This is a genomic window from Ewingella sp. CoE-038-23, assembly GCF_040419245.1.
Lineage (GTDB): Bacteria > Pseudomonadota > Gammaproteobacteria > Enterobacterales > Enterobacteriaceae > Ewingella > Ewingella allii.
This window is the reverse complement of sequence record NZ_JAZHOH010000001.1, coordinates 3915094-3931879: the sequence shown is the minus strand read 5'-3', so window position 1 is coordinate 3931879 and position 16786 is coordinate 3915094. Positions and strand designations below refer to the sequence as shown.

General features: G+C 55.7%; 19 protein-coding genes. 8 read left to right on the top strand and 11 right to left on the bottom strand.

The window, feature by feature from the left end; all coding sequences use genetic code 11:
- Window positions 1-134: 134 nt before the first annotated feature.
- Genes V2154_RS18860 through V2154_RS18850 form a run of 3 tightly spaced genes read right to left on the bottom strand, consistent with a single transcriptional unit; the run spans window position 135 to window position 2998 of the window.
- Entirely contained in the window at window positions 135-1427 is a 1293-nt protein-coding gene (locus V2154_RS18860; protein ID WP_353503433.1) for a TRAP transporter large permease, read from the bottom strand.
- Window positions 1428-1452: 25 nt separating this feature from the next.
- On the bottom strand, window positions 1453-1965 hold the full coding sequence (locus V2154_RS18855; protein ID WP_034793287.1) for a TRAP transporter small permease: 513 nt from the start codon (window positions 1963-1965) through the stop codon (window positions 1453-1455).
- Window positions 1966-2020: 55 nt separating this feature from the next.
- The gene (locus V2154_RS18850) at window positions 2021-2998 is read right to left on the bottom strand and encodes a TRAP transporter substrate-binding protein (RefSeq protein ID WP_034793285.1); all 978 of its coding nucleotides are present in this window, start codon (window positions 2996-2998) and stop codon (window positions 2021-2023) included.
- 471 nt (window positions 2999-3469) lie between these two features.
- On the opposite strand from V2154_RS18850, the gene exbB reads away from it, so the two are divergent.
- Window positions 3470-4399: a tol-pal system-associated acyl-CoA thioesterase gene (exbB, locus tag V2154_RS18845; protein WP_353504030.1), complete on the top strand. Its 930-nt coding sequence runs from the start codon at window positions 3470-3472 to the stop codon at window positions 4397-4399.
- A gap of 6 nt (window positions 4400-4405) precedes the next feature.
- On the top strand, window positions 4406-4831 hold the full coding sequence (gene exbD, locus V2154_RS18840; RefSeq protein WP_353503432.1) for a TonB system transport protein ExbD: 426 nt from the start codon (window positions 4406-4408) through the stop codon (window positions 4829-4831).
- A 67-nt stretch (window positions 4832-4898) separates the two neighbouring features.
- On the opposite strand, the gene V2154_RS18835 is transcribed toward exbD, so the two are convergent.
- Complete coding sequence (locus V2154_RS18835; protein WP_353503431.1) at window positions 4899-5717, bottom strand: shikimate 5-dehydrogenase; 819 nt, start codon at window positions 5715-5717, stop codon at window positions 4899-4901.
- A gap of 118 nt (window positions 5718-5835) precedes the next feature.
- Between V2154_RS18835 and alkB the strand changes: the two genes are divergently transcribed.
- Entirely contained in the window at window positions 5836-6495 is a 660-nt protein-coding gene (gene alkB, locus V2154_RS18830) for a DNA oxidative demethylase AlkB (protein ID WP_353503430.1), read from the top strand.
- An 84-nt stretch (window positions 6496-6579) separates the two neighbouring features.
- The gene (locus V2154_RS18825) at window positions 6580-7059 is read left to right on the top strand and encodes a cold-shock protein (RefSeq protein WP_353503429.1); all 480 of its coding nucleotides are present in this window, start codon (window positions 6580-6582) and stop codon (window positions 7057-7059) included.
- Window positions 7060-7114: 55 nt separating this feature from the next.
- On the opposite strand, the gene V2154_RS18820 is transcribed toward V2154_RS18825, so the two are convergent.
- From V2154_RS18820 to V2154_RS18795, 6 genes are all read right to left on the bottom strand, one after another.
- Window positions 7115-8077: a Csu type fimbrial protein gene (locus V2154_RS18820; RefSeq protein WP_353503428.1), complete on the bottom strand. Its 963-nt coding sequence runs from the start codon at window positions 8075-8077 to the stop codon at window positions 7115-7117.
- Complete coding sequence (locus tag V2154_RS18815; RefSeq protein WP_353503427.1) at window positions 8074-10647, bottom strand: fimbria/pilus outer membrane usher protein; 2574 nt, start codon at window positions 10645-10647, stop codon at window positions 8074-8076. Before V2154_RS18815 ends, V2154_RS18820 begins: the two co-directional genes overlap by 4 nt.
- Before the next feature lie 17 nt (window positions 10648-10664).
- Window positions 10665-11462: a fimbrial biogenesis chaperone gene (locus V2154_RS18810; protein ID WP_353503426.1), complete on the bottom strand. Its 798-nt coding sequence runs from the start codon at window positions 11460-11462 to the stop codon at window positions 10665-10667.
- Between the two features lie 18 nt (window positions 11463-11480).
- On the bottom strand, window positions 11481-12023 hold the full coding sequence (locus V2154_RS18805; RefSeq protein ID WP_353503425.1) for a Csu type fimbrial protein: 543 nt from the start codon (window positions 12021-12023) through the stop codon (window positions 11481-11483).
- Window positions 12024-12035: 12 nt separating this feature from the next.
- Window positions 12036-12554, bottom strand: coding sequence for a Csu type fimbrial protein (locus V2154_RS18800; protein WP_353503424.1), 519 nt, complete (start codon window positions 12552-12554; stop codon window positions 12036-12038).
- 63 nt (window positions 12555-12617) lie between these two features.
- Complete coding sequence (locus tag V2154_RS18795) at window positions 12618-13169, bottom strand: Csu type fimbrial protein (protein WP_353503423.1); 552 nt, start codon at window positions 13167-13169, stop codon at window positions 12618-12620.
- On the opposite strand from V2154_RS18795, the gene V2154_RS18790 reads away from it, so the two are divergent.
- From V2154_RS18790 to V2154_RS18775, 4 genes are all read left to right on the top strand, one after another.
- Window positions 13168-13344, top strand: a complete 177-nt coding sequence (locus V2154_RS18790) for a hypothetical protein (protein ID WP_353503422.1) — start codon at window positions 13168-13170, stop codon at window positions 13342-13344. The genes V2154_RS18795 and V2154_RS18790 overlap by 2 nt on opposite strands.
- Window positions 13345-13688: 344 nt before the next feature.
- The gene (locus tag V2154_RS18785) at window positions 13689-14492 is read left to right on the top strand and encodes a YdcF family protein (protein ID WP_353503421.1); all 804 of its coding nucleotides are present in this window, start codon (window positions 13689-13691) and stop codon (window positions 14490-14492) included.
- Window positions 14493-14559: 67 nt separating this feature from the next.
- Complete coding sequence (locus V2154_RS18780; RefSeq protein ID WP_353503420.1) at window positions 14560-14883, top strand: type II toxin-antitoxin system RelE/ParE family toxin; 324 nt, start codon at window positions 14560-14562, stop codon at window positions 14881-14883.
- 4 nt (window positions 14884-14887) lie between these two features.
- Entirely contained in the window at window positions 14888-15238 is a 351-nt protein-coding gene (locus V2154_RS18775; protein WP_353503419.1) for a helix-turn-helix domain-containing transcriptional regulator, read from the top strand.
- Here V2154_RS18775 and V2154_RS18770 read toward each other — a convergent pair.
- On the bottom strand, window positions 15235-16743 hold the full coding sequence (locus tag V2154_RS18770) for an MFS transporter (protein WP_353503418.1): 1509 nt from the start codon (window positions 16741-16743) through the stop codon (window positions 15235-15237). The genes V2154_RS18775 and V2154_RS18770 overlap by 4 nt on opposite strands.
- Between the last annotated feature and the right edge of the window lie 43 nt (window positions 16744-16786).

Here is a 16786-nt window from a genome sequence, read left to right as displayed (position 1 = left end):
CCTGTTCACCCTGTTAGTGTTTTTGAGCTCGTGCCTCGTGGCACGAGTCTTTTTCTTTAACTTAACATGATGATTAGGCTGGATCAGGTTTTGCCTGCATGTATGAGAAAATTTCAGCCCCTTTGCGACTTGGGTTAGCCCGTATAGACCCCGAACAGCTTCGGCAGCGTCAGGGAAATAGCCGGAATATAGGTCACCATCATCAACACGGCGAACAGCACCAGATAGAACGGCAGCATGGCTTTCACCACTTTCTCAATGCTCTGTTTACTCACCGCGCTGGCGACAAACAGCACCGATCCTACCGGCGGCGTGATCAGCCCGATCCCCAGGTTAACCAGCATGATCATGCCGAAATGCACCGGATCTATGCCCAGCGAGTTGATGACCGGCAGCAATACTGGCGTGAGGATCAGGATGATCGGCGCCATGTCCATCAGCGTGCCGATCAGCAGCAGCATGATGTTGATCCACATGAGAATGACGTACTTGTTGTCCGAGATGCTGGTGAAGAAGTCGGTGATGCGCATCGGCAGCTGCATGTAGGTCATCACGGCACCGAAGGCGGCGGCAAAACCAATCAAAATCATCACGATACTGACGGTTTTCACTGTCCGGTACATCAATTTTGGCAGCTCAGACCATTTGTAGTCGCGGTAGATAAACATGGTGACGAAGAAGGACCATAGGCAGGCGATGGCGGCGGATTCGGTGGCGGTAAAGACGCCGCTGAGAATACCGCCCATGATGATGACCACGGTCATCAGGCCCCACAGGGTGTCGACGAAAATCTTCAGCGCCTGCTTAAACGGCACGCGCTCGCCTTTCGGATAGCCCCGTTTATGGGCGAATACCACGCACATCACCATCAGCGTCAGGCTGAGCAGCAGCCCCGGCAGGATACCGGCGATGAACAGCGCGGCAATCGACACCGTGCCGCCCGTCGCCAGCGAGTAAATCACCGAGTTATGGCTGGGCGGCGTTAAAATGGCCTGCACCGAGCCGCTGGCGGTTACCGCCGCGGCGAAGTCGCGCGGATAGCCCTTCTTCTCCATCTCCGGGATCATCACCGAGCCGATAGAGGCCGTGTCGGCCACCGACGAGCCGGAGATCGCGCCGAAGAAGGTGGACGCGACGATATTCACCAGCGACAGCCCGCCGCGAATAAAGCCAACAAATATGTACGCGAAGCTCACCAGACGGCGCGCAATGCCGCCTTCCGCCATGATCGCCCCGGCCAAAATAAAGAACGGAATTGCCAGCAGTGAGAACTTGTTTACGCCGTTGGTCAGTTGGATCATCAAGGCTTCCAGCGGCAGATCGATCCACAGCGCGCCCGCGACGGCGCTTAAACCCACGGCGTAAGCCACCGGCACGCCGATGGCCAGCATTACCCCCAGCGTTAAGAGTAAAATTAATGCATCCACGATGTCGTCTCCAAGAATAGGGCTATCAGGCTTCAGAATTACCCATTTGCACCACCGGACGGTGGCCTTGAGGGCCGGCAAAAATCTGCTCGATGATAAACAGCACGGTGAGCGCGGAGCCGATTGGCAGCGGCAGATAGGTCTGCCCGGCAGTCAGCAGCGGGAACTCAGCCACCGGCTGATGCCACATTTCACTGCACAGCAGCAGGCTGTACCAGAAGATAAACAGGCTGATCGCCAGCATCATGATGTCGGCCAGCAGGGCGGAGAATTTTTTCAAGGCGGGCGGCAGGCGGTCGGTCACCATCGCCACCATGATGTGCGAACCGGCGCGATAGGCCACCGCCGCACCAATAAAGGTGAAGGTCACCATGCACATAATGGCGATGGGTTCCGGCCACGACAGGGCGCTATTGAGCACATAGCGGGCGAAAATGCCGATGGGGATAACGGCGACCATAAACAGCAGGGCGATGCCCGCCAGCCACATGGCGAAAATGTAGAGAACGTCCATCAGACGTTGATAGCTAGAAAGCATAAAACCTCCCCAAGGGTGCGCAAAAAATGAGGCAGACCGGCTGCCTCATCTCAAGTTATTGAACGTCGGCAATTTGCTGCATCAGGTCTTCATGACCTTTGCCGAACTCGTCACGCACCGACTGAGTGGCTTTGAAGTAAGGCTGAGTGTCGATGTCGTAAAACTTCACGCCACCGGCTTTCATTTTCGCCAAAGACTCGTCGTTATAGGCTTTCCACAGCTGGCGCTGCTCGTCTTGCGCCTCTTTGGCCAGCTTCAGCATCAGCTGTTGATCGTCTTTGGACAGCTTGTCCCACTTCACTTTCGAGTAGAGGAACAGCTCAGGAATGATGAAGTGGCGGCTGTAGGTGTAGTTTTTCACCACCGGCATGTAGTTATGGGCGACGAAAGTCGGCGGGTTGTTCTCCGTGCCGTCAATCACCCCGGTTTGCATGCCGCTGAACACTTCACTGACGCCCATGGCGACGGGGTTGGCTCCCATGGCTTTCAGGGTTGCCAGCGCAATCGGACTGCCCTGAACGCGGATTTTCATCCCGTGCAGATCGTCCGGTTTCACCACCGGCTGTTTGGTGATGAGGTTACGCGTGCCGCCGTCCATCCAGCCGAGGAACACCAGCTTTGAGCTTGGGTTGTTGGTTATCTTGTCGCCAATTTCTTTACCGATTTTGCCATCCAGCACCTTGTGCATATGGTCTTCATCGCGGAAGACGTAAGGCAGGGTGAAGACGTTAATCTCAGGCAGAATCGAGGCCACCGGCGTCATGGAGACGCGGATAATATCCAGCGCACCAATCTGTGCCTGTTCAATCTCCTGCTTTTCATCACCCAGTACGCCGCCGGGGAAGGTTTTAATTTCCAGTCGGCCATCGGTTTGTTGTTTGAGTTTTTCGCCCATTTTTTGCACGGCGACGACGTTTGGATAGCCCTGCGGATGGACATCGGCGGCTTTAATGGTTTGCGCCAGCAGGCTGTGGCTAAAAACTAGGGTCGCGGAACTCAGGCAAAGGCTGAGAAGTGCTTGCTGCATTTTCATCAGTTTGTCTCCAGGGTACTCAGTAAAAGTGAACATCAAAAAAGAGGGAATTGAATGACCTGCACGAAGACTGCCGGTATCCGGTCTATGTCTTCACAAGCAAAATACCCGATTAGGTTTGTCGGTTATTTGAGCGTTATCACAAAGTGTAAACAGTTTTGAAATGTCATTACTTAATATTTAAAACATTGTTTTAATGTTTGAATATGGCGGCAGTCTGTTGATTTCGGTGTGAATTTTTTCTGAAAGTGTGAAGTCGGTAAGATTGTGTGGTTTTTAATCGGCCATTTGAAAGCCTTGTTTTTGGTCAAAGACAGCGCCAGCGCTAGGCGCGATAATGTAAATAATAATGAGAACCACTATCAATTCGGGCTTTTAATTTGCTATGATTTGGGGCTGTCTTTACCCATGAATAAACCCTTTAACACTGATTTTTGCTGGAGGCGACGCGTGAAAACGGCTCGCAATAATATGAAAAAAGTGGCGTCAGCTTTGATGTCCTTCGTTTTGGTAGCAGGTCTGAGTGGCACCGCGTTAGCAGCACCTTCTTCTCCTGCGGCCAACGCCGTCACGCAAACGGCTCAGCCTTCTGCAACGAACAGCAACGACGCGCCAACGGCAGTCACTCCGGTTAGCACCTCTTCTGAACCTACCGCCAATACCGCCGCGGTTCCGGTTATCCCGAAAGATCTTTCAGTTCTTGGCATGTATCACCACGCTGACGTCGTAGTGAAGACCGTGATGATTGGTCTGCTACTGGCCTCCGTCGTCACCTGGACGCTGCTGTTCAGCAAGGGCGCGGAAGTGTGGAGTGGCAAACGCCGCCTGCGCCGTGAGTTCTCCGCGCTGGCCGGTGCCCGCACCTTGGACGAAGCCGCTGAAGAAGCCGAAAGCTTCGCCGCCACCAGCATCAGCAGCCAAATGCTGCGTGACGCACAAAACGAGCTTGAGCTTTCTGCCGGTTCTACCGACAACGGCGGCATTAAAGATCGCACCAGCTTCCGCCTTGAGCGCCGTGTTAGCGCCGCGGGCCGCCACATGGGCCGGGGTAACGGTATTCTGGCGACCATCGGGGCGATTTCTCCGTTTGTCGGCCTGTTCGGCACCGTCTGGGGCATCATGAACAGCTTTATCGGTATCGCACAGACGCAAACCACCAACCTCGCGGTTGTGGCACCGGGCATCGCCGAAGCCCTGCTGGCAACGGCGGTTGGTCTGGTCGCGGCAATTCCTGCGGTGGTTATCTACAACATCTTCGCGCGTACCATTGCTTCTTACCGCCACCAAGTGGGTGACGTGGCGGCACAAATTTTACTGTTGCAAGGCCGTGATCTGGACCTGGCCGCGAGCGCGGGCGAAACGCCACGTCCTCAGGCAGACCGCCAGCTGCGCGTAGGGTAATTCATCATGGCCATACGTTTAAATGACGACCTCGACGAAAGCGGTGAAATGCATGACATCAACGTCACGCCTTTTATCGACGTGATGTTGGTGTTGCTGATCATCTTCATGGTGGCCGCACCGTTAGCGACCGTTGATGTGCGCGTCGATTTACCCGCTTCAACCGCCAAGCCTCAGCCGCGCCCTGAAAAGCCGGTGTTCCTGACGGTGAAAGCCGATAAGCAGCTCTATCTGGGCGATGACGTGGTAAACAGCGCCAACCTGACGTCTATGCTTGACCAGCGCACGCAGGGCAACAAGCAAAGCACCATTTTCTTCCAGGCTGATAAGTCGGTGGATTATGAAACGCTGATGAACGTGATGGATACGCTGCGTAAAGCAGGTTATCTGAAGGTCGGTCTGGTGGGCGCCGAGCAGACTGCTGCTCAGTAAGGCTGGATCCGCATCGCCTTAAACCCTCTCCCTAACAAGAGAGGGTTTTTTTATGCCTGTTCGTCTCTTAGCCCCGCGCGTGGGCCGCGGCTTTTTCAATCAGGGCGTCATCCGGCCTTTTGCCGGTATACAGCACAAACTGCTCGACCGCCTGTAATGCCGCGACTTCCGCGCCGGTGATCACCTGCTTGTTCTGCTCGAGCGCGTAGCGAATCAGCGGGGTTTCTACCGGCGATGCCACCACGTCGAACACCACCGAGGCGCGATCAATTACGGATTTGTCGAAAGCCAGCGCGTCGACGTCCGGGCCGCCTTCCATGCCAATTGGCGTGACGTTAACCAGCATATCCACGGCGGCGTCGCCGACCTCGCTTCGCCACTCGTAGCCGTACTCTTTGGCCAGCGCGCGGCCACTTTTCTCGTTGCGAGCAATCACATAGCCCTGGGTGAAGCCGGCATCGCGGATGGCCGCCACCACGGCTTTGCCCATGCCGCCGCTGCCGCGCAGGGCGAACACCGCGTACTTCGGCACCTGATACTGCTCCAGCAGTTTCGCCACGGCAATGTAGTCAGTGTTGTAAGCCCGCAGGAAGCCGTCGTCATTCACAATAGTGTTGACCGATTGAATGGCGGTGGCGGACGGGTCAAGCTCGTCGAGGAAGGGGATGCAGGCCTCCTTGAAGGGCATCGACACCGCGCAGCCGCGAATACCCAGCGCGCGCACGCCCTTCACGGCGGCCTCAATATCTTGGGTTGAGAAGGCTTTATAGATAAAATTCAGATCCAGAGCCTGATACAAATAGTTATGAAAGCGGGTGCCGAAATTGCCGGGGCGGCCGGACAGTGACATACAAAGTTGGGTGTCCTTATTGATTTCGCGAGCCATGATCCTTCCTTATCAGTGATGTTGAAAACGCGTAATGCTTCAACCTTAGCCAAAGCTTCCGACCGCCGCTAGGCTTATCAGGCTATATACTTAATCAATAACGTCATCGGAGGTGAACATGAATTTAGACTTGTTCGATCATCCAGATTTCCACCCACACTGGCGGGAAGAGTTAGCGCCGGGGGCCGTGGTGCTGCGCGGCGGCGCGCTGCGAGACGACACCGCGCTGCTGGCGGAAATCGACAGAATTGCCGGATTGGTGCCTTTCCAATATCGCGCTACGCCGGGCGGCTATGCGATGTCGGTCGCCATGACCAACTGTGGCGAGGTCGGCTGGGTGACTGACCGTCAGGGCTATCGTTACCAAACCACGTCGCCGGAGAGCCAGCAGCCCTGGCCGTCGATGCCCGAGCTGTTCCGCACGCTGGCAGTCGAGGCCGCCGAGCAGGCCGGTTTTGCCGGTTTCGCGCCCGACGCCTGCCTGATCAACCGTTATCAGCCAGGGGCGAAAATGTCGCTGCATCAGGACAAAGACGAGCACGACTTCGGCGCGCCGATTGTGTCGGTGTCGCTGGGATTACCGGCGATATTCCAGTTTGGCGGCATGGAGCGCAGTGATAAGACCCAGCGAGTGACGCTGACTCACGGGGATATCGTGGTATGGGGCGGGCCGTCGCGGCTGCGTTATCACGGCATTTTGCCGTTAAAAGCCGGCGAACATCCGCTTACCGGCGGCTATCGTTTCAATCTTACCTTTAGAAAGGCGGCTGGACGGTAAAGCACAGGACTTTGCACGCATTCTGCATTAAACTGCGCGCTGCAAAAATTGACATGTTGAACGATTAATTAGGCGGTAAGAGCGATGAACGGGACAATCACAACTTGGTTTGAAGATAAAGGTTTCGGCTTTATCAAAGATGAAAACGGCGATAACCGTTATTTCCACGTGATTAAAGTCACCAACCCCGAGCTAATCAAGAAAGACGCCGTGGTGACGTTCGAGCCGACCACCAACAACAAAGGCCTGTCGGCGTTTGCCGTCAAAGTCGAGCCTGAAAGCAAATACATCTTTATTGCCGGTGAGCGCATCAAAATCACCAGCATCAAGTCCTATCTGGCTTACAGCGAAGAAGTCCCTGCCGAATCGCAAATCGACAAAGAGAATGCCGTGCTCTCCGTGGGCCTGTTGATGAACCGCATTCGCCCGAAAGAAGAAGAGAAAAAGGCCACAACGCGCACCCTGAAGAAGCTGGCAATCACCACCTTCCAGAACACCACTTACATCTTCTCGGAAGACGAAATCGACGTCGACGCCACCATGAAGATCCTCAAAGGGCTGTAAGCCCGTAGCAGGCCGTTGCAGCGACACGCGCACCGGCCTGCCATGATTTCCCCCTCTAATAAGTCACCGTCACCAGCACGGTATCGCTATAGGTTCCCGGCGGTGGGTTAGCCTGACTTGGGTTAACCGTCGCGGAGTAAGCCACGTTTTGCGACGCGCCGGTGCCGGTCATTGCGGTATTGGTCGCGGCGGTCCACACCGACGCATCCCCTTTAAAGATTTGATACTGCAAATAGCTGGTCACGCCGTTATTGGTCGAGGACATCTGCCGATACTGCCCGCTACCCGGCACCGTGCTGGTCAGGTTGACGCTATAAGCCGCGTTCAACGTGCAGCGAATGCTCAGCGAGTTGTTGGTTACTGAGGCAAACCCTGCCGGGAAAGCCGCCGAGCCGAAGTTCACATTTGGCGCATTGTCGATGTAACAGAAGTTGGTCACCGTCATATTCACCGTGACTGTCGTGCTGTCTGCGCCATCGGTATAAACACATAGCCCCAGCACCCCGACGAAGCAAATATGGTAGGTCCAGTTAATCCCCAGCGTATCGCTATAACTTCCCGCCGGTAAATTCACCCCGGTCACCGTGCGCAGGTAAAGTGGCAGCGAGCCGTCGCTGGCGTTGAATAAGCCCAGCAGGCCGAGTAGCGTGGTACTGCTCCAGGTGGTCTGATTGCCAACGTTCACCACCGTGCCGCAGCCATTGTCCTGACAAATCTGATAAGGCAGTTTTACGCCGTTCGGCCCAAGCATTGCTGCCTGATTGCCGACACCGTTGGCTGAGGTTGCAATAGTGGCCGTGACTGTGTTGGTACTTAATAAGGAGAGCAGCGAGCCGGTGCATTTAAAGCCGCTGGTCGCCGTGACCTGTTGCGCGGTACTGCCCGCCACAAAGGAGCTGAGGGTGCCAAAACTCCCCGTGCCGGGACTGCTGGAGCAGGCGGCATAGGCCGCTGGCAGGCCAACGACTAACAGAGCCAGCGCGGCCAGCGCGCGCAGCCCCATCCTGAGTAGATTCATATCTTACCTCCTGACCCTGCGTTGGGATGGCAAACCAGCGGGCCAATTTGCTCAATGCTGTGATGGTTAAGATTCAGGTCAAAGCCAACCCGACAAACCGAATTATCTTCCTGACGAATCACTAACACGTTGTGCTGCTGAAGGTTGCTGAAGTAGACCAGCCCTTCATAGCCGGACACCGTGGTTTGCTGACTGTTTTGCTCGGTAACCAGCGTGCCCAATTTGAGCGGCTCGCCGTGGATATCGTTGATTTTAATGGTGGCCGACAGCTCGCGCTTCACCGGGAACTTCACCACCACGCCGCTGCCTTCGCGCACGGAAATATTGTCCACCACGCGATTCGCCACGGCATCGGCAGGCAGAGGCAGGGTGTCAATTTCCACCTTCGCCGGGTAATAGGAGCTGACGGTTGGGATCAGCAGATGGCCTTTTTTATCGGTTTTTCCCATTTTCTGGTTTTCATACATCACCGGCACGTCGGCGTAATTGTCGGTATCCACCACCATGAAGGCGTCGTTAATCTTGTCCGACAGAAAGAAGTCATTGGCGATAAACACCACCGAGCCGCTCAGATCTGCCCAGTTGGTGTAGTTGCCGCTTTCGCCATACAGCCCGCCCTGCAGAGTGGCGTAGCGCGTTTTCCATGTGGCATCAGCCTGCTGATAGGGGTCGCTGCCGCCGGTATAAGCCAAGTTCCACCCCAGCCCGCCCTCGGTCGGCGCCGTTTTGCTGGCCCCAATCTGCTCGCGGTAGTGGCCGCCGCTGTCGCGCTGCAATCCGGCATTGATGCTGGTGTTCATATCCAGCGGGATGATGAACTGAAGCTGGGCGCTGTAGCCGCTGTCGCTGAGGGTTTTATTCAGTGACAGGAACATGCTCGACTGCCCCCACAGCGAGCGGCTGTAAGAGAGGTTGAGCAGCCGCGTATGGCTCTGGTCATAGGCTTCCACGTCGTAATAACCCACCCCCACCGTGCCGCTGGACTGGCCGAAAGGCGAGGTGCTGAAAGTCACCTGATCGGCCCGGCGGCTCAGGCTGGTATCACTGGTGTAAGAGGTTAAATCCTGATAGCCCGGCGTGCGCGACGAGCGCAGCGCCGAAAGGCTAAACAGGGTGGAATAGTAGGAGTAGCCGACCGTATATTGGTTGCCGCTTTTCTCGTCGGTAACGCGGGTGGGGTCCTTCGGATTGGTGATTTCGCCGTTGTTATTGGGTATGCCGCCAATAACATTGTTCGCCGGATTATTGCCATTGATATCAAACTCACCGAGGGTGCGCGGCGCGTGGTTGGCCTGACTCTGGCTGCCAGAAACGCTGAGCGTCCCCCAGTGCCCGACCGCCAAATCAGCTCCAATGCCGCCTAATGCCAGCCCGTTGGTTGCCTCACCGTGGCTGGAGAGCGTCAGGTAATTGGTAATGCCGTAGCGATAAATGCCGCTGAAAGCCGCGTCGGAGTAGTCGCCGCTGCTGATACCATAATTTTGCCTGACCGCGCCGAGGGATAAGTCGAAATCAGACAACCCGCTGCGCAGCAGGGTGTTGGAAACATAAAACGGCACGCTGGTGGAAACCTGTCGCCCAAGGGCGTCGGTGGTGACCACCGTGGCCTCGCCCGCGCCGTTGATATAAGGCACGTTGGTCAGGGTGAAGGGGCCGGAATTCAGATTATTGGTGCTGGCCTTAAAACCGTTAAGGAACAGGTCGACGGTGGTCGGCACGGCGGCGGTCCCGCTATATTGCAGCAGCGGATAGGTCACCAAGTCCGGGCGCACGCCGAAGTTGCGGCTGACGCGCAGCCCGCCCATGCGCGCCGAGTTGCTCCAGGTCAGCGAGTTACTCACGAAGTCACCCACCTGATAGCTGATCAAGCTCTGCTCGTCCGAGTAGCGCCAGTAGGTGTCATAGCGGATATAGCCGTCGGAGGTTGAACTCTCCGAGAATCCCTCCGGCGTGTCCATATTGTAGCGCCAGGTGCCGGTGTTGGTCAGAATTCCCACGTCGCTGAACAGCCGCTGCTCCATCCAGGTGGCGATGGATCGCGGCCCTTCGTGCGGGTCAGTGTAGTAAGAGTCATAGTTGAACAGCAGGCCGTTGCTGCTCTGCGACGGCGTATAGCTCAGTAGGCTGTCGCCGCGAATATTTTGCTGCGGCAACCACGCATCGGGTACCTTCAACACCAGCTGCTGGCTGGCCGAGTTGTACTCGGTTTTCACCTCTGGCAGCGCGCTGACGTTGACTAAGCCTTGCTGCTGGCCGTTGAGATGCACGTGGTTTTTCGCCAGCACGCCGGACTCGACGAACCACGCGTTGTCGCGAAAAATCACTGGCACCACCTGATTGTCCGTCTGACCATTGACCATGATCGCCAGATAATAGGTCGCCTCCGCCTGCGTGGGCAGGGCGCGCGGCGCGGCGGGCAGGGCGTCATACTCTGCCCCCTGTCCGGCCATGGGCAGCAGCAGCAGGCTCATGCCGCTGGCGAAGATCAGCGTCATGCCGTGGCGCGCCGTTCGGCACGCCATTTGGTAAGCCAATAGCCCCGTCCTCAGGGCGAAACCTCTGGTTTCCATGCGTTGCGGCTCCGGCATTATTCGCCGCGCGGGATCACAATAGGTTCAGCGTTATCAGCGATTTGCGCATTAAGCTGCCCGCCGGGGATCACGCCCGCAGGCACCGGCCAGCGCATCTCTTGACCCGGCAATACGTAGCCCATAAAGCCGGTGGTCATGGCTTTGACGCCGCGTTTGGCGTCGCCGGTCATTGACCAGAAGACGTTGCTCAGGCGGGCGTGAACCACGCCAGTATTGCGAATTCTCAGGAAAGACTTACCGCCGCCGCTCTCAATGCTCCATTTGAGAACTGGCTTGGTGGCATCCGCCAGATTGCGTTTGATATCCGCGCGTTCGTTGGTCCAGATGCCTTCGCCGTCGAGGAATAGCGGCAGCAAATAGCGCATTTGCAGCTGCAAACCGACCACGGCTTTCTCTTTACCCTGCTCGGAAGGCTGCAATGGCGAAGGGATTTCGTCGATGATGATGCGAAACGCTTTCTCGGTATTAGCCGGAACGGGGGTGTTGCGAATCAAACGAATCAGCTGGCGTTGGCCGGGAGCGACGGTGGCGAAGGGCGGGCTGGCGACCACGTCATTTTGGTCCGCATAGCGTTCGTTGAAATTTTCCTGTTTCCACGCCAGCACGCGGACCTGCAGTGAGACGGGCGCCGCGCCGCGATTTTCCAGCCACAGCGCCGAGCCGTTTTGGTCAGACTCAATGATTTGATACACCGGCCACACCAGTACCGAACTGGCCGCCCGGCTGGGTGCAGCCCCAAAAAACAGGCCAAGTGAAACCAAGCTAATCAGTGCGCGTAATAATGTTTGATACATAGTTCATTTCCTGATGATTCAATAAGTTAAGGTAACTGTGACCGTATCGCTATAGGTTCCCGCTGAGGGTAATGGGGTCACGGCAAATAATCGTGCATACACCGGATAGGTTTGGGTGGTTGCCGGGAAATTGTTGATGGTGCGCGCCAGCGTGCCGGTGCCCCACACTTGGCTTCGTCCCGAATCTTGATACAGCTGATAGCCCAACTTTTGGGCCGCATTGCTGGTGTTCGCCATGAAACGGCCTGATGCCGTTCCGCCATTGACGCCGTAATCGATAGCGATCGTCACATTGGCGCCGGTAGTGCAGGTGACGACAATACTGCCCGCGCCGCTGGTGCTGACGACATCAACATTGCTGGGAATGGACGACATCGAGCCGAAATTGATGGTGCCGAGGTTAGAAATGGGCGTCGCCAGCGAGTTACCAAAGGCACAGCCGCTGACAATGGTGGCGTTGACGGTAAAAGATGAGTTTGCCGTTGCCGCCTGAGCCTTGGGGTAAGCCAAAACGCAGAGCAGCAGCAGTAGGTGATAAGGGGTTGAAGACCTACTGATCATAGTCGGCCTCCGTTACCAACTGACCGTAACATTGACCGTGTCTTGATAGGTGCCCGCGGCTGGCGTGGTTTGTACCGGCACTCGTCCATAAACGGTATGCCACTGATCGGCACCATTGCCGACGTCGCTCAGGCCGGTGGTGTTGTCCCAAATAGTGGCAAAAGTCGCGCTGGTATAGAGGTTATAAAGTACCTTCAGCGCGGCGTTGCTGGTATTGACCATATTGCGGCTGTTCACATTGCCACTGTTGCCGCCGTCCATCAGGATTTTGTAGCTCAGGCCGTTGATACAATTGACGCGAATCGAGCCCGCCAGCTGGGCGCTAGTGGCGCTGATAATGTTGCTCAGACTGGCATAATTGCCAAAGCTCAAGGTGCCGTAAGTGGTTGAACCGCCAGTGGTTGTCCCTGCGCTACAGGCAGGAAGCAGCGTCGCCGTGACGCCAATCGTTGCCGCATGACTGGTTGGCAGTAGAGCGGGCATCAGGAGCATACAGCGAAAGGGCAGCAACAACAGCGCCTTGATATCCATGGTCTTTCCTTCCTTGAATGGCAGTAGGTTCAGGGCCGAAAGCGGCCCTGACTCATTAAGCTATTACCAGGAAATCGTGGCGACGACGGTATCGTTATAGGTTCCAGCCGGAGGAGTTGTGCCGCCAGCGCCCGTTTGGTCGCCAGGTAACACGCGGCCATAGATCGGGATATTCTGCGCGGTAGTTCCTGTGGTTAGGGTGATCGGCGTATTGATGCCAATCTCAGTAGTACGCGCTGCATCAGAATAGAGGCGATAGGAGATTTTGTTGGCATCAAAGGTCATTGCGCGCACTGCGCCGGTTGCTGCCAGCCCGCCATTGAGTGAAAGTGTTGGTGTCAGGCCAGTACTACAGGTGATAGTGACCGCGCTGCCGTTGGTGCCAGTGACCGTACCATTGATAATGCTGGTTAAATCGGCGTAGTTACCAAAGTTCAAAGTACCCCACTGGTTGGTGCCGCCTGAAGTGGAGCCGTTACCAACAGTACAACCAGTGCTGATGATCAGTTGAACACCGACCTGACCTGTCAGTGTGCCTGCTGCCTGCGCACCCAGAGGAAGGGTGAGTAATGCCGCAGTGATTAAACCCAGTAATGATTGATTTTTGACGTCCATGATGACTCCCAATAACAACGAACTCATGCTGTATGTGCATGCAAAGGCGTTTGCATGTGTAATTTCTCTGGCGGCAACAACAGAAAAAAAAGGAAAAAGTCATCAGGTCAAAGCTTTGCTGGCATCTCACTTTTGGAGATTTATCACTGAGTTTTTCAGTGTTTATGATGAATAAATGAGCAAATCTTTCTTTTGAATCATGAGAAGTTTCTTATAGTTGAGTTAAATATAAGTTAATAAATTTAACTTAAGGAGAAGTTTTTAGCACTTTTAGCAAAAAGCTCAAAAATGCTGAAATTAATAAGGTTTTGGGATTTAATTCTTATAATTAAATTAATGTGGATTTAAATTCTTCTTGATAACGCTAATTTGATTTATGTAATCCTAATTTACTGCAAATATTTTTATGGATTTTGATGTCTTTACTGACCTAAACATCAGTAATTCAGCTGTTTATCGTTAACTTTTACTTTCTGATAACATCAGAACTTGCCCTTTTTATCACCAGACGAGAGTTTTATGCCCTTAGCTGAATCGTATCCAGCCAGTCGACTGGCTGACATTAATGCCCTGGCGCAATTTTTAGCTTTTGATCAAACAGAGGGGGCTTCTCCCAGCGAGCTGGCGCGCTTTCATGCACCTTTACTTATCCTGCTTGGTAACGCCATTTTACCGGTCGCCGAGGGCGCTTTTGCCGCGCTCGCCAGCGGTGCTGTGAGTAAAATTCTGATCGCCGGGGGGATTGGTCATTCGACCGAGTTGCTTTATCAGGCGGTAAAAAATCATCCAAGGTACGCGTCCATTGCCACCAAAGGGCGCAGCGAGGCGGAAATTCTGCAAGATATCGCCATCAATTTCTTCGCCATTGAGCCAGCCAAGCTCCTGTTGGAGACGCTTTCAACTAACTGCGGCGACAACGCCACTCAGGCCCGACGGGTGTTGGATCTGGCGGGTGACGGCTCATCGCGCATTATCCTGACGCAAGATCCGCTGATGCAGCGGCGCACCGACGCCAGCTTCCGCAAGGTCTGGCAGGACCGGCCAGAGGTGGAATTCATCAACTGGCCGACCTTCGTGCCCCAGCTCGATAAGCTGGCAGAAGAGCTCCAGCACGCTGGCGAAACGCAGCACAGCCTGTGGTCATGGCCGCGCTTCGCTTCGCTGCTATTGGGCGAGATCCCGCGCCTGCGCAACGATCCGCAAGGCTACGGCCCGCGCGGCAAAGACTTTATCGCCGCCGTCGACATCTCCCCCGAATTGGAAGAAGCCTACGCGCGACTGCTCCCTCTATTGGGGGAAAGTCATGGGGATAGGTCTTTTTAAATACAGTTGGTTGTAGTTTTGTCTTTTATAAGAGACAATCCCGTCAGGTTTAGTGATGGGGACAGGGATGTACACAACTGAACATTATCAGGATAGAAACAAGAAACAGCCGTTCAAAATTTGGATGGATAAACTCAGGAAGAAGGATCTTCGCGCCGCGGCAAAAATTGACGTTGCCTTGGACCGTGCTCAGGCCGGTAACTTTGGTGTGCATAAATTTGAGCGCGATGGGGTATGGGAGATTAAGATCGATTATGCGGCGGGATACCGGATTTATTACTCGATAGAGAACGGAAAAATCATCTTACTTCTCGCGGGTGGAACGAAGAAGAACCAAAACGCAGATATCGATAAAGCAGTGAAATACTTAGCTGATTATCAGACGAGGTAAGATCATGGTTTCAAACAAAAAAACGGCAGTTGCCCCAGAGGCAGTACCGCCATCAGTCAGCCGTGATGCGGAGATCATTGCTACACTTCGTGCCGATCCCGCCTATGCCGAAATTTATCTTCAGACAGCTTTAGAAGAGATCTATGAAGTTGGCGGCGTGGCGGCCTTTCTCACCGCACTGCGTCGCGTCATTGAAGCTCGCGGCGGCGTCACCGAGATCGCTAAAAAATCCGGCATCACGCGGCAACATATCTACAAGGCGCTGTCTGAAAATGGCAATCCAACCATCGGTACGCTAACTGAAATCACTCGAGCGGCGGGAGTCAGACTGACCCCCGCGCAACATGCTAATTAAGTGGGTTGTTCCGCCATTGTTTCTTTCCCCGCCATCGCCACCATCACCACGACGGCAGACAGCAGGGTGATCGCCGCCAGGCTTAGCAGGACGTGATGCAGGGCGGCGGCGTAAATCTGTTGCAGTTGGGCGGCGCTGGCCTGCGGCAACAGGCGGAGGGCCTGGGTTAAATCGCCGGTTGCCAGACGCTGGCTGGCGTCACTTAAGCTCGGGCCTGAGAAGTGCTGGCTCAATCCACCCTGTGCGAAAGCGGCGAGAAGGGCGCCGACGGTTGCCAGCGAAAGCCCTTCGCCCGCCACGCGGGTGGTGCTGAAAATCCCCGTCGCCATGCCCGCGCGCTCCTTGGGAACCACGCTGACCGACAGCCCGTCCATCAATCCCCAAGGCACGCCAACCCCCAAACCAATCACCAGCATCGGCAGGATCATCTGCCCGGCGTTTTGCGCCTCGACGGCAAGACTCAACCACCACAGCCCAAAGGTGGCGACCAGCAAACCGGCGGTGCACAAAAGGCCGGGACTCACCCAGCGCGTCAGGCCGGCGGCGATCAGCGGCACGGCCAGCATCGGCAGGGAGAGCGCCATCATCATTAACCCGGCCTGCTCCTCGCTCATCCGCATGATGCCGATAAACTGCATCGGCAGAATGACCAGCAGCACCACAAAACAGAATCCGGTAGCCAGCGGCAGTGCCTGAACGCCAATAAAACGTGGGAAGCGGAACAGCGACAGGTCGAGCATCGGGTTGCGCACGCGCAGCTCAACCCAGATAAACAGCGCTAGCAGCAGTGCGGCGCCAGCCAGCAAACCCAGCACTTGCGGGCTTTGCAGGCCATATTGCGGAATAGCCATCAGCGCCCAGGTCAGTAAAGCCAGCATCGAAGTGAAGGTCAACGTGCCGGGCCAGTCGATGCCGGTGGCGTTAGGGTTGCGCGACTCATGCATTCTCGACGCGCCGGTTAACAGGGCCAGCAGGGCAATCACCGTGGCGGAAATAAATACCGAGCGCCAGCCGAGGTGGGCTATTAGCAGGCCCGCCAGAAAAGGCCCAAAGGCCAGGCCGACGCCAAAACTGGTGCCGAGCAGGCTGAATGCGCGGGTGCGCGCCGGGCCATCAAACTCTTGCGCCAAAGCCGCCGAGCCTCCTGCCAGTGCGGCCGCCGCCGCCACACCCTGCGCGCCGCGCAGTAGATCAATCCACAGCAGGCTGCTGCTAAAGCTTTGCAACAAAGAGAGCAGGGCAAAGCCCGCGACACCAATCACAAACACTTTTTTGCGGCCAAACTCATCGGCCAGGGTGCCCGCCGCCATCAAAAAGCAGCCGAAGCTGAGCATAAAGGCGTTGGTTATCCAGCTTAGCGCCTGCGCGCTGCCGCCCAGCTCGCGGGCAATCGCCGGGGTTGCTACCGCGCCGCTGACAAAGTTGAGTGGCAAAATCAGCGCTGCCAGGCAGACGGTAAACAACACGCTTAGCTGGCCGCTCTTGGTTTGGTTAGATGGACTCATGGCTTTCTCCGAAGATGAATAGTCCAAGGATGATAAAATGTCT

Coding starts and splice junctions, on each gene's coding strand:
- V2154_RS18805 (WP_353503425.1), bottom strand. CDS start 12,023: ATGATCAGTAGGTCTTCAACCCCTTATCACCTACTGCTGCTGCTCTGC.
- V2154_RS18770 (WP_353503418.1), bottom strand. CDS start 16,743: ATGAGTCCATCTAACCAAACCAAGAGCGGCCAGCTAAGCGTGTTGTTT.
- alkB (WP_353503430.1), top strand. CDS start 5,836: ATGAATTTAGACTTGTTCGATCATCCAGATTTCCACCCACACTGGCGG.
- V2154_RS18790 (WP_353503422.1), top strand. CDS start 13,168: ATGATGACTCCCAATAACAACGAACTCATGCTGTATGTGCATGCAAAG.
- V2154_RS18825 (WP_353503429.1), top strand. CDS start 6,580: ATGAACGGGACAATCACAACTTGGTTTGAAGATAAAGGTTTCGGCTTT.
- V2154_RS18855 (WP_034793287.1), bottom strand. CDS start 1,965: ATGCTTTCTAGCTATCAACGTCTGATGGACGTTCTCTACATTTTCGCC.
- V2154_RS18810 (WP_353503426.1), bottom strand. CDS start 11,462: ATGTATCAAACATTATTACGCGCACTGATTAGCTTGGTTTCACTTGGC.
- V2154_RS18800 (WP_353503424.1), bottom strand. CDS start 12,554: ATGGATATCAAGGCGCTGTTGTTGCTGCCCTTTCGCTGTATGCTCCTG.
- V2154_RS18795 (WP_353503423.1), bottom strand. CDS start 13,169: ATGGACGTCAAAAATCAATCATTACTGGGTTTAATCACTGCGGCATTA.
- V2154_RS18815 (WP_353503427.1), bottom strand. CDS start 10,647: ATGGAAACCAGAGGTTTCGCCCTGAGGACGGGGCTATTGGCTTACCAA.
- V2154_RS18835 (WP_353503431.1), bottom strand. CDS start 5,717: ATGGCTCGCGAAATCAATAAGGACACCCAACTTTGTATGTCACTGTCC.
- V2154_RS18785 (WP_353503421.1), top strand. CDS start 13,689: ATGCCCTTAGCTGAATCGTATCCAGCCAGTCGACTGGCTGACATTAAT.
- exbD (WP_353503432.1), top strand. CDS start 4,406: ATGGCCATACGTTTAAATGACGACCTCGACGAAAGCGGTGAAATGCAT.
- exbB (WP_353504030.1), top strand. CDS start 3,470: ATGAAAAAAGTGGCGTCAGCTTTGATGTCCTTCGTTTTGGTAGCAGGT.
- V2154_RS18850 (WP_034793285.1), bottom strand. CDS start 2,998: ATGAAAATGCAGCAAGCACTTCTCAGCCTTTGCCTGAGTTCCGCGACC.
- V2154_RS18820 (WP_353503428.1), bottom strand. CDS start 8,077: ATGAATCTACTCAGGATGGGGCTGCGCGCGCTGGCCGCGCTGGCTCTG.
- V2154_RS18780 (WP_353503420.1), top strand. CDS start 14,560: ATGTACACAACTGAACATTATCAGGATAGAAACAAGAAACAGCCGTTC.
- V2154_RS18775 (WP_353503419.1), top strand. CDS start 14,888: ATGGTTTCAAACAAAAAAACGGCAGTTGCCCCAGAGGCAGTACCGCCA.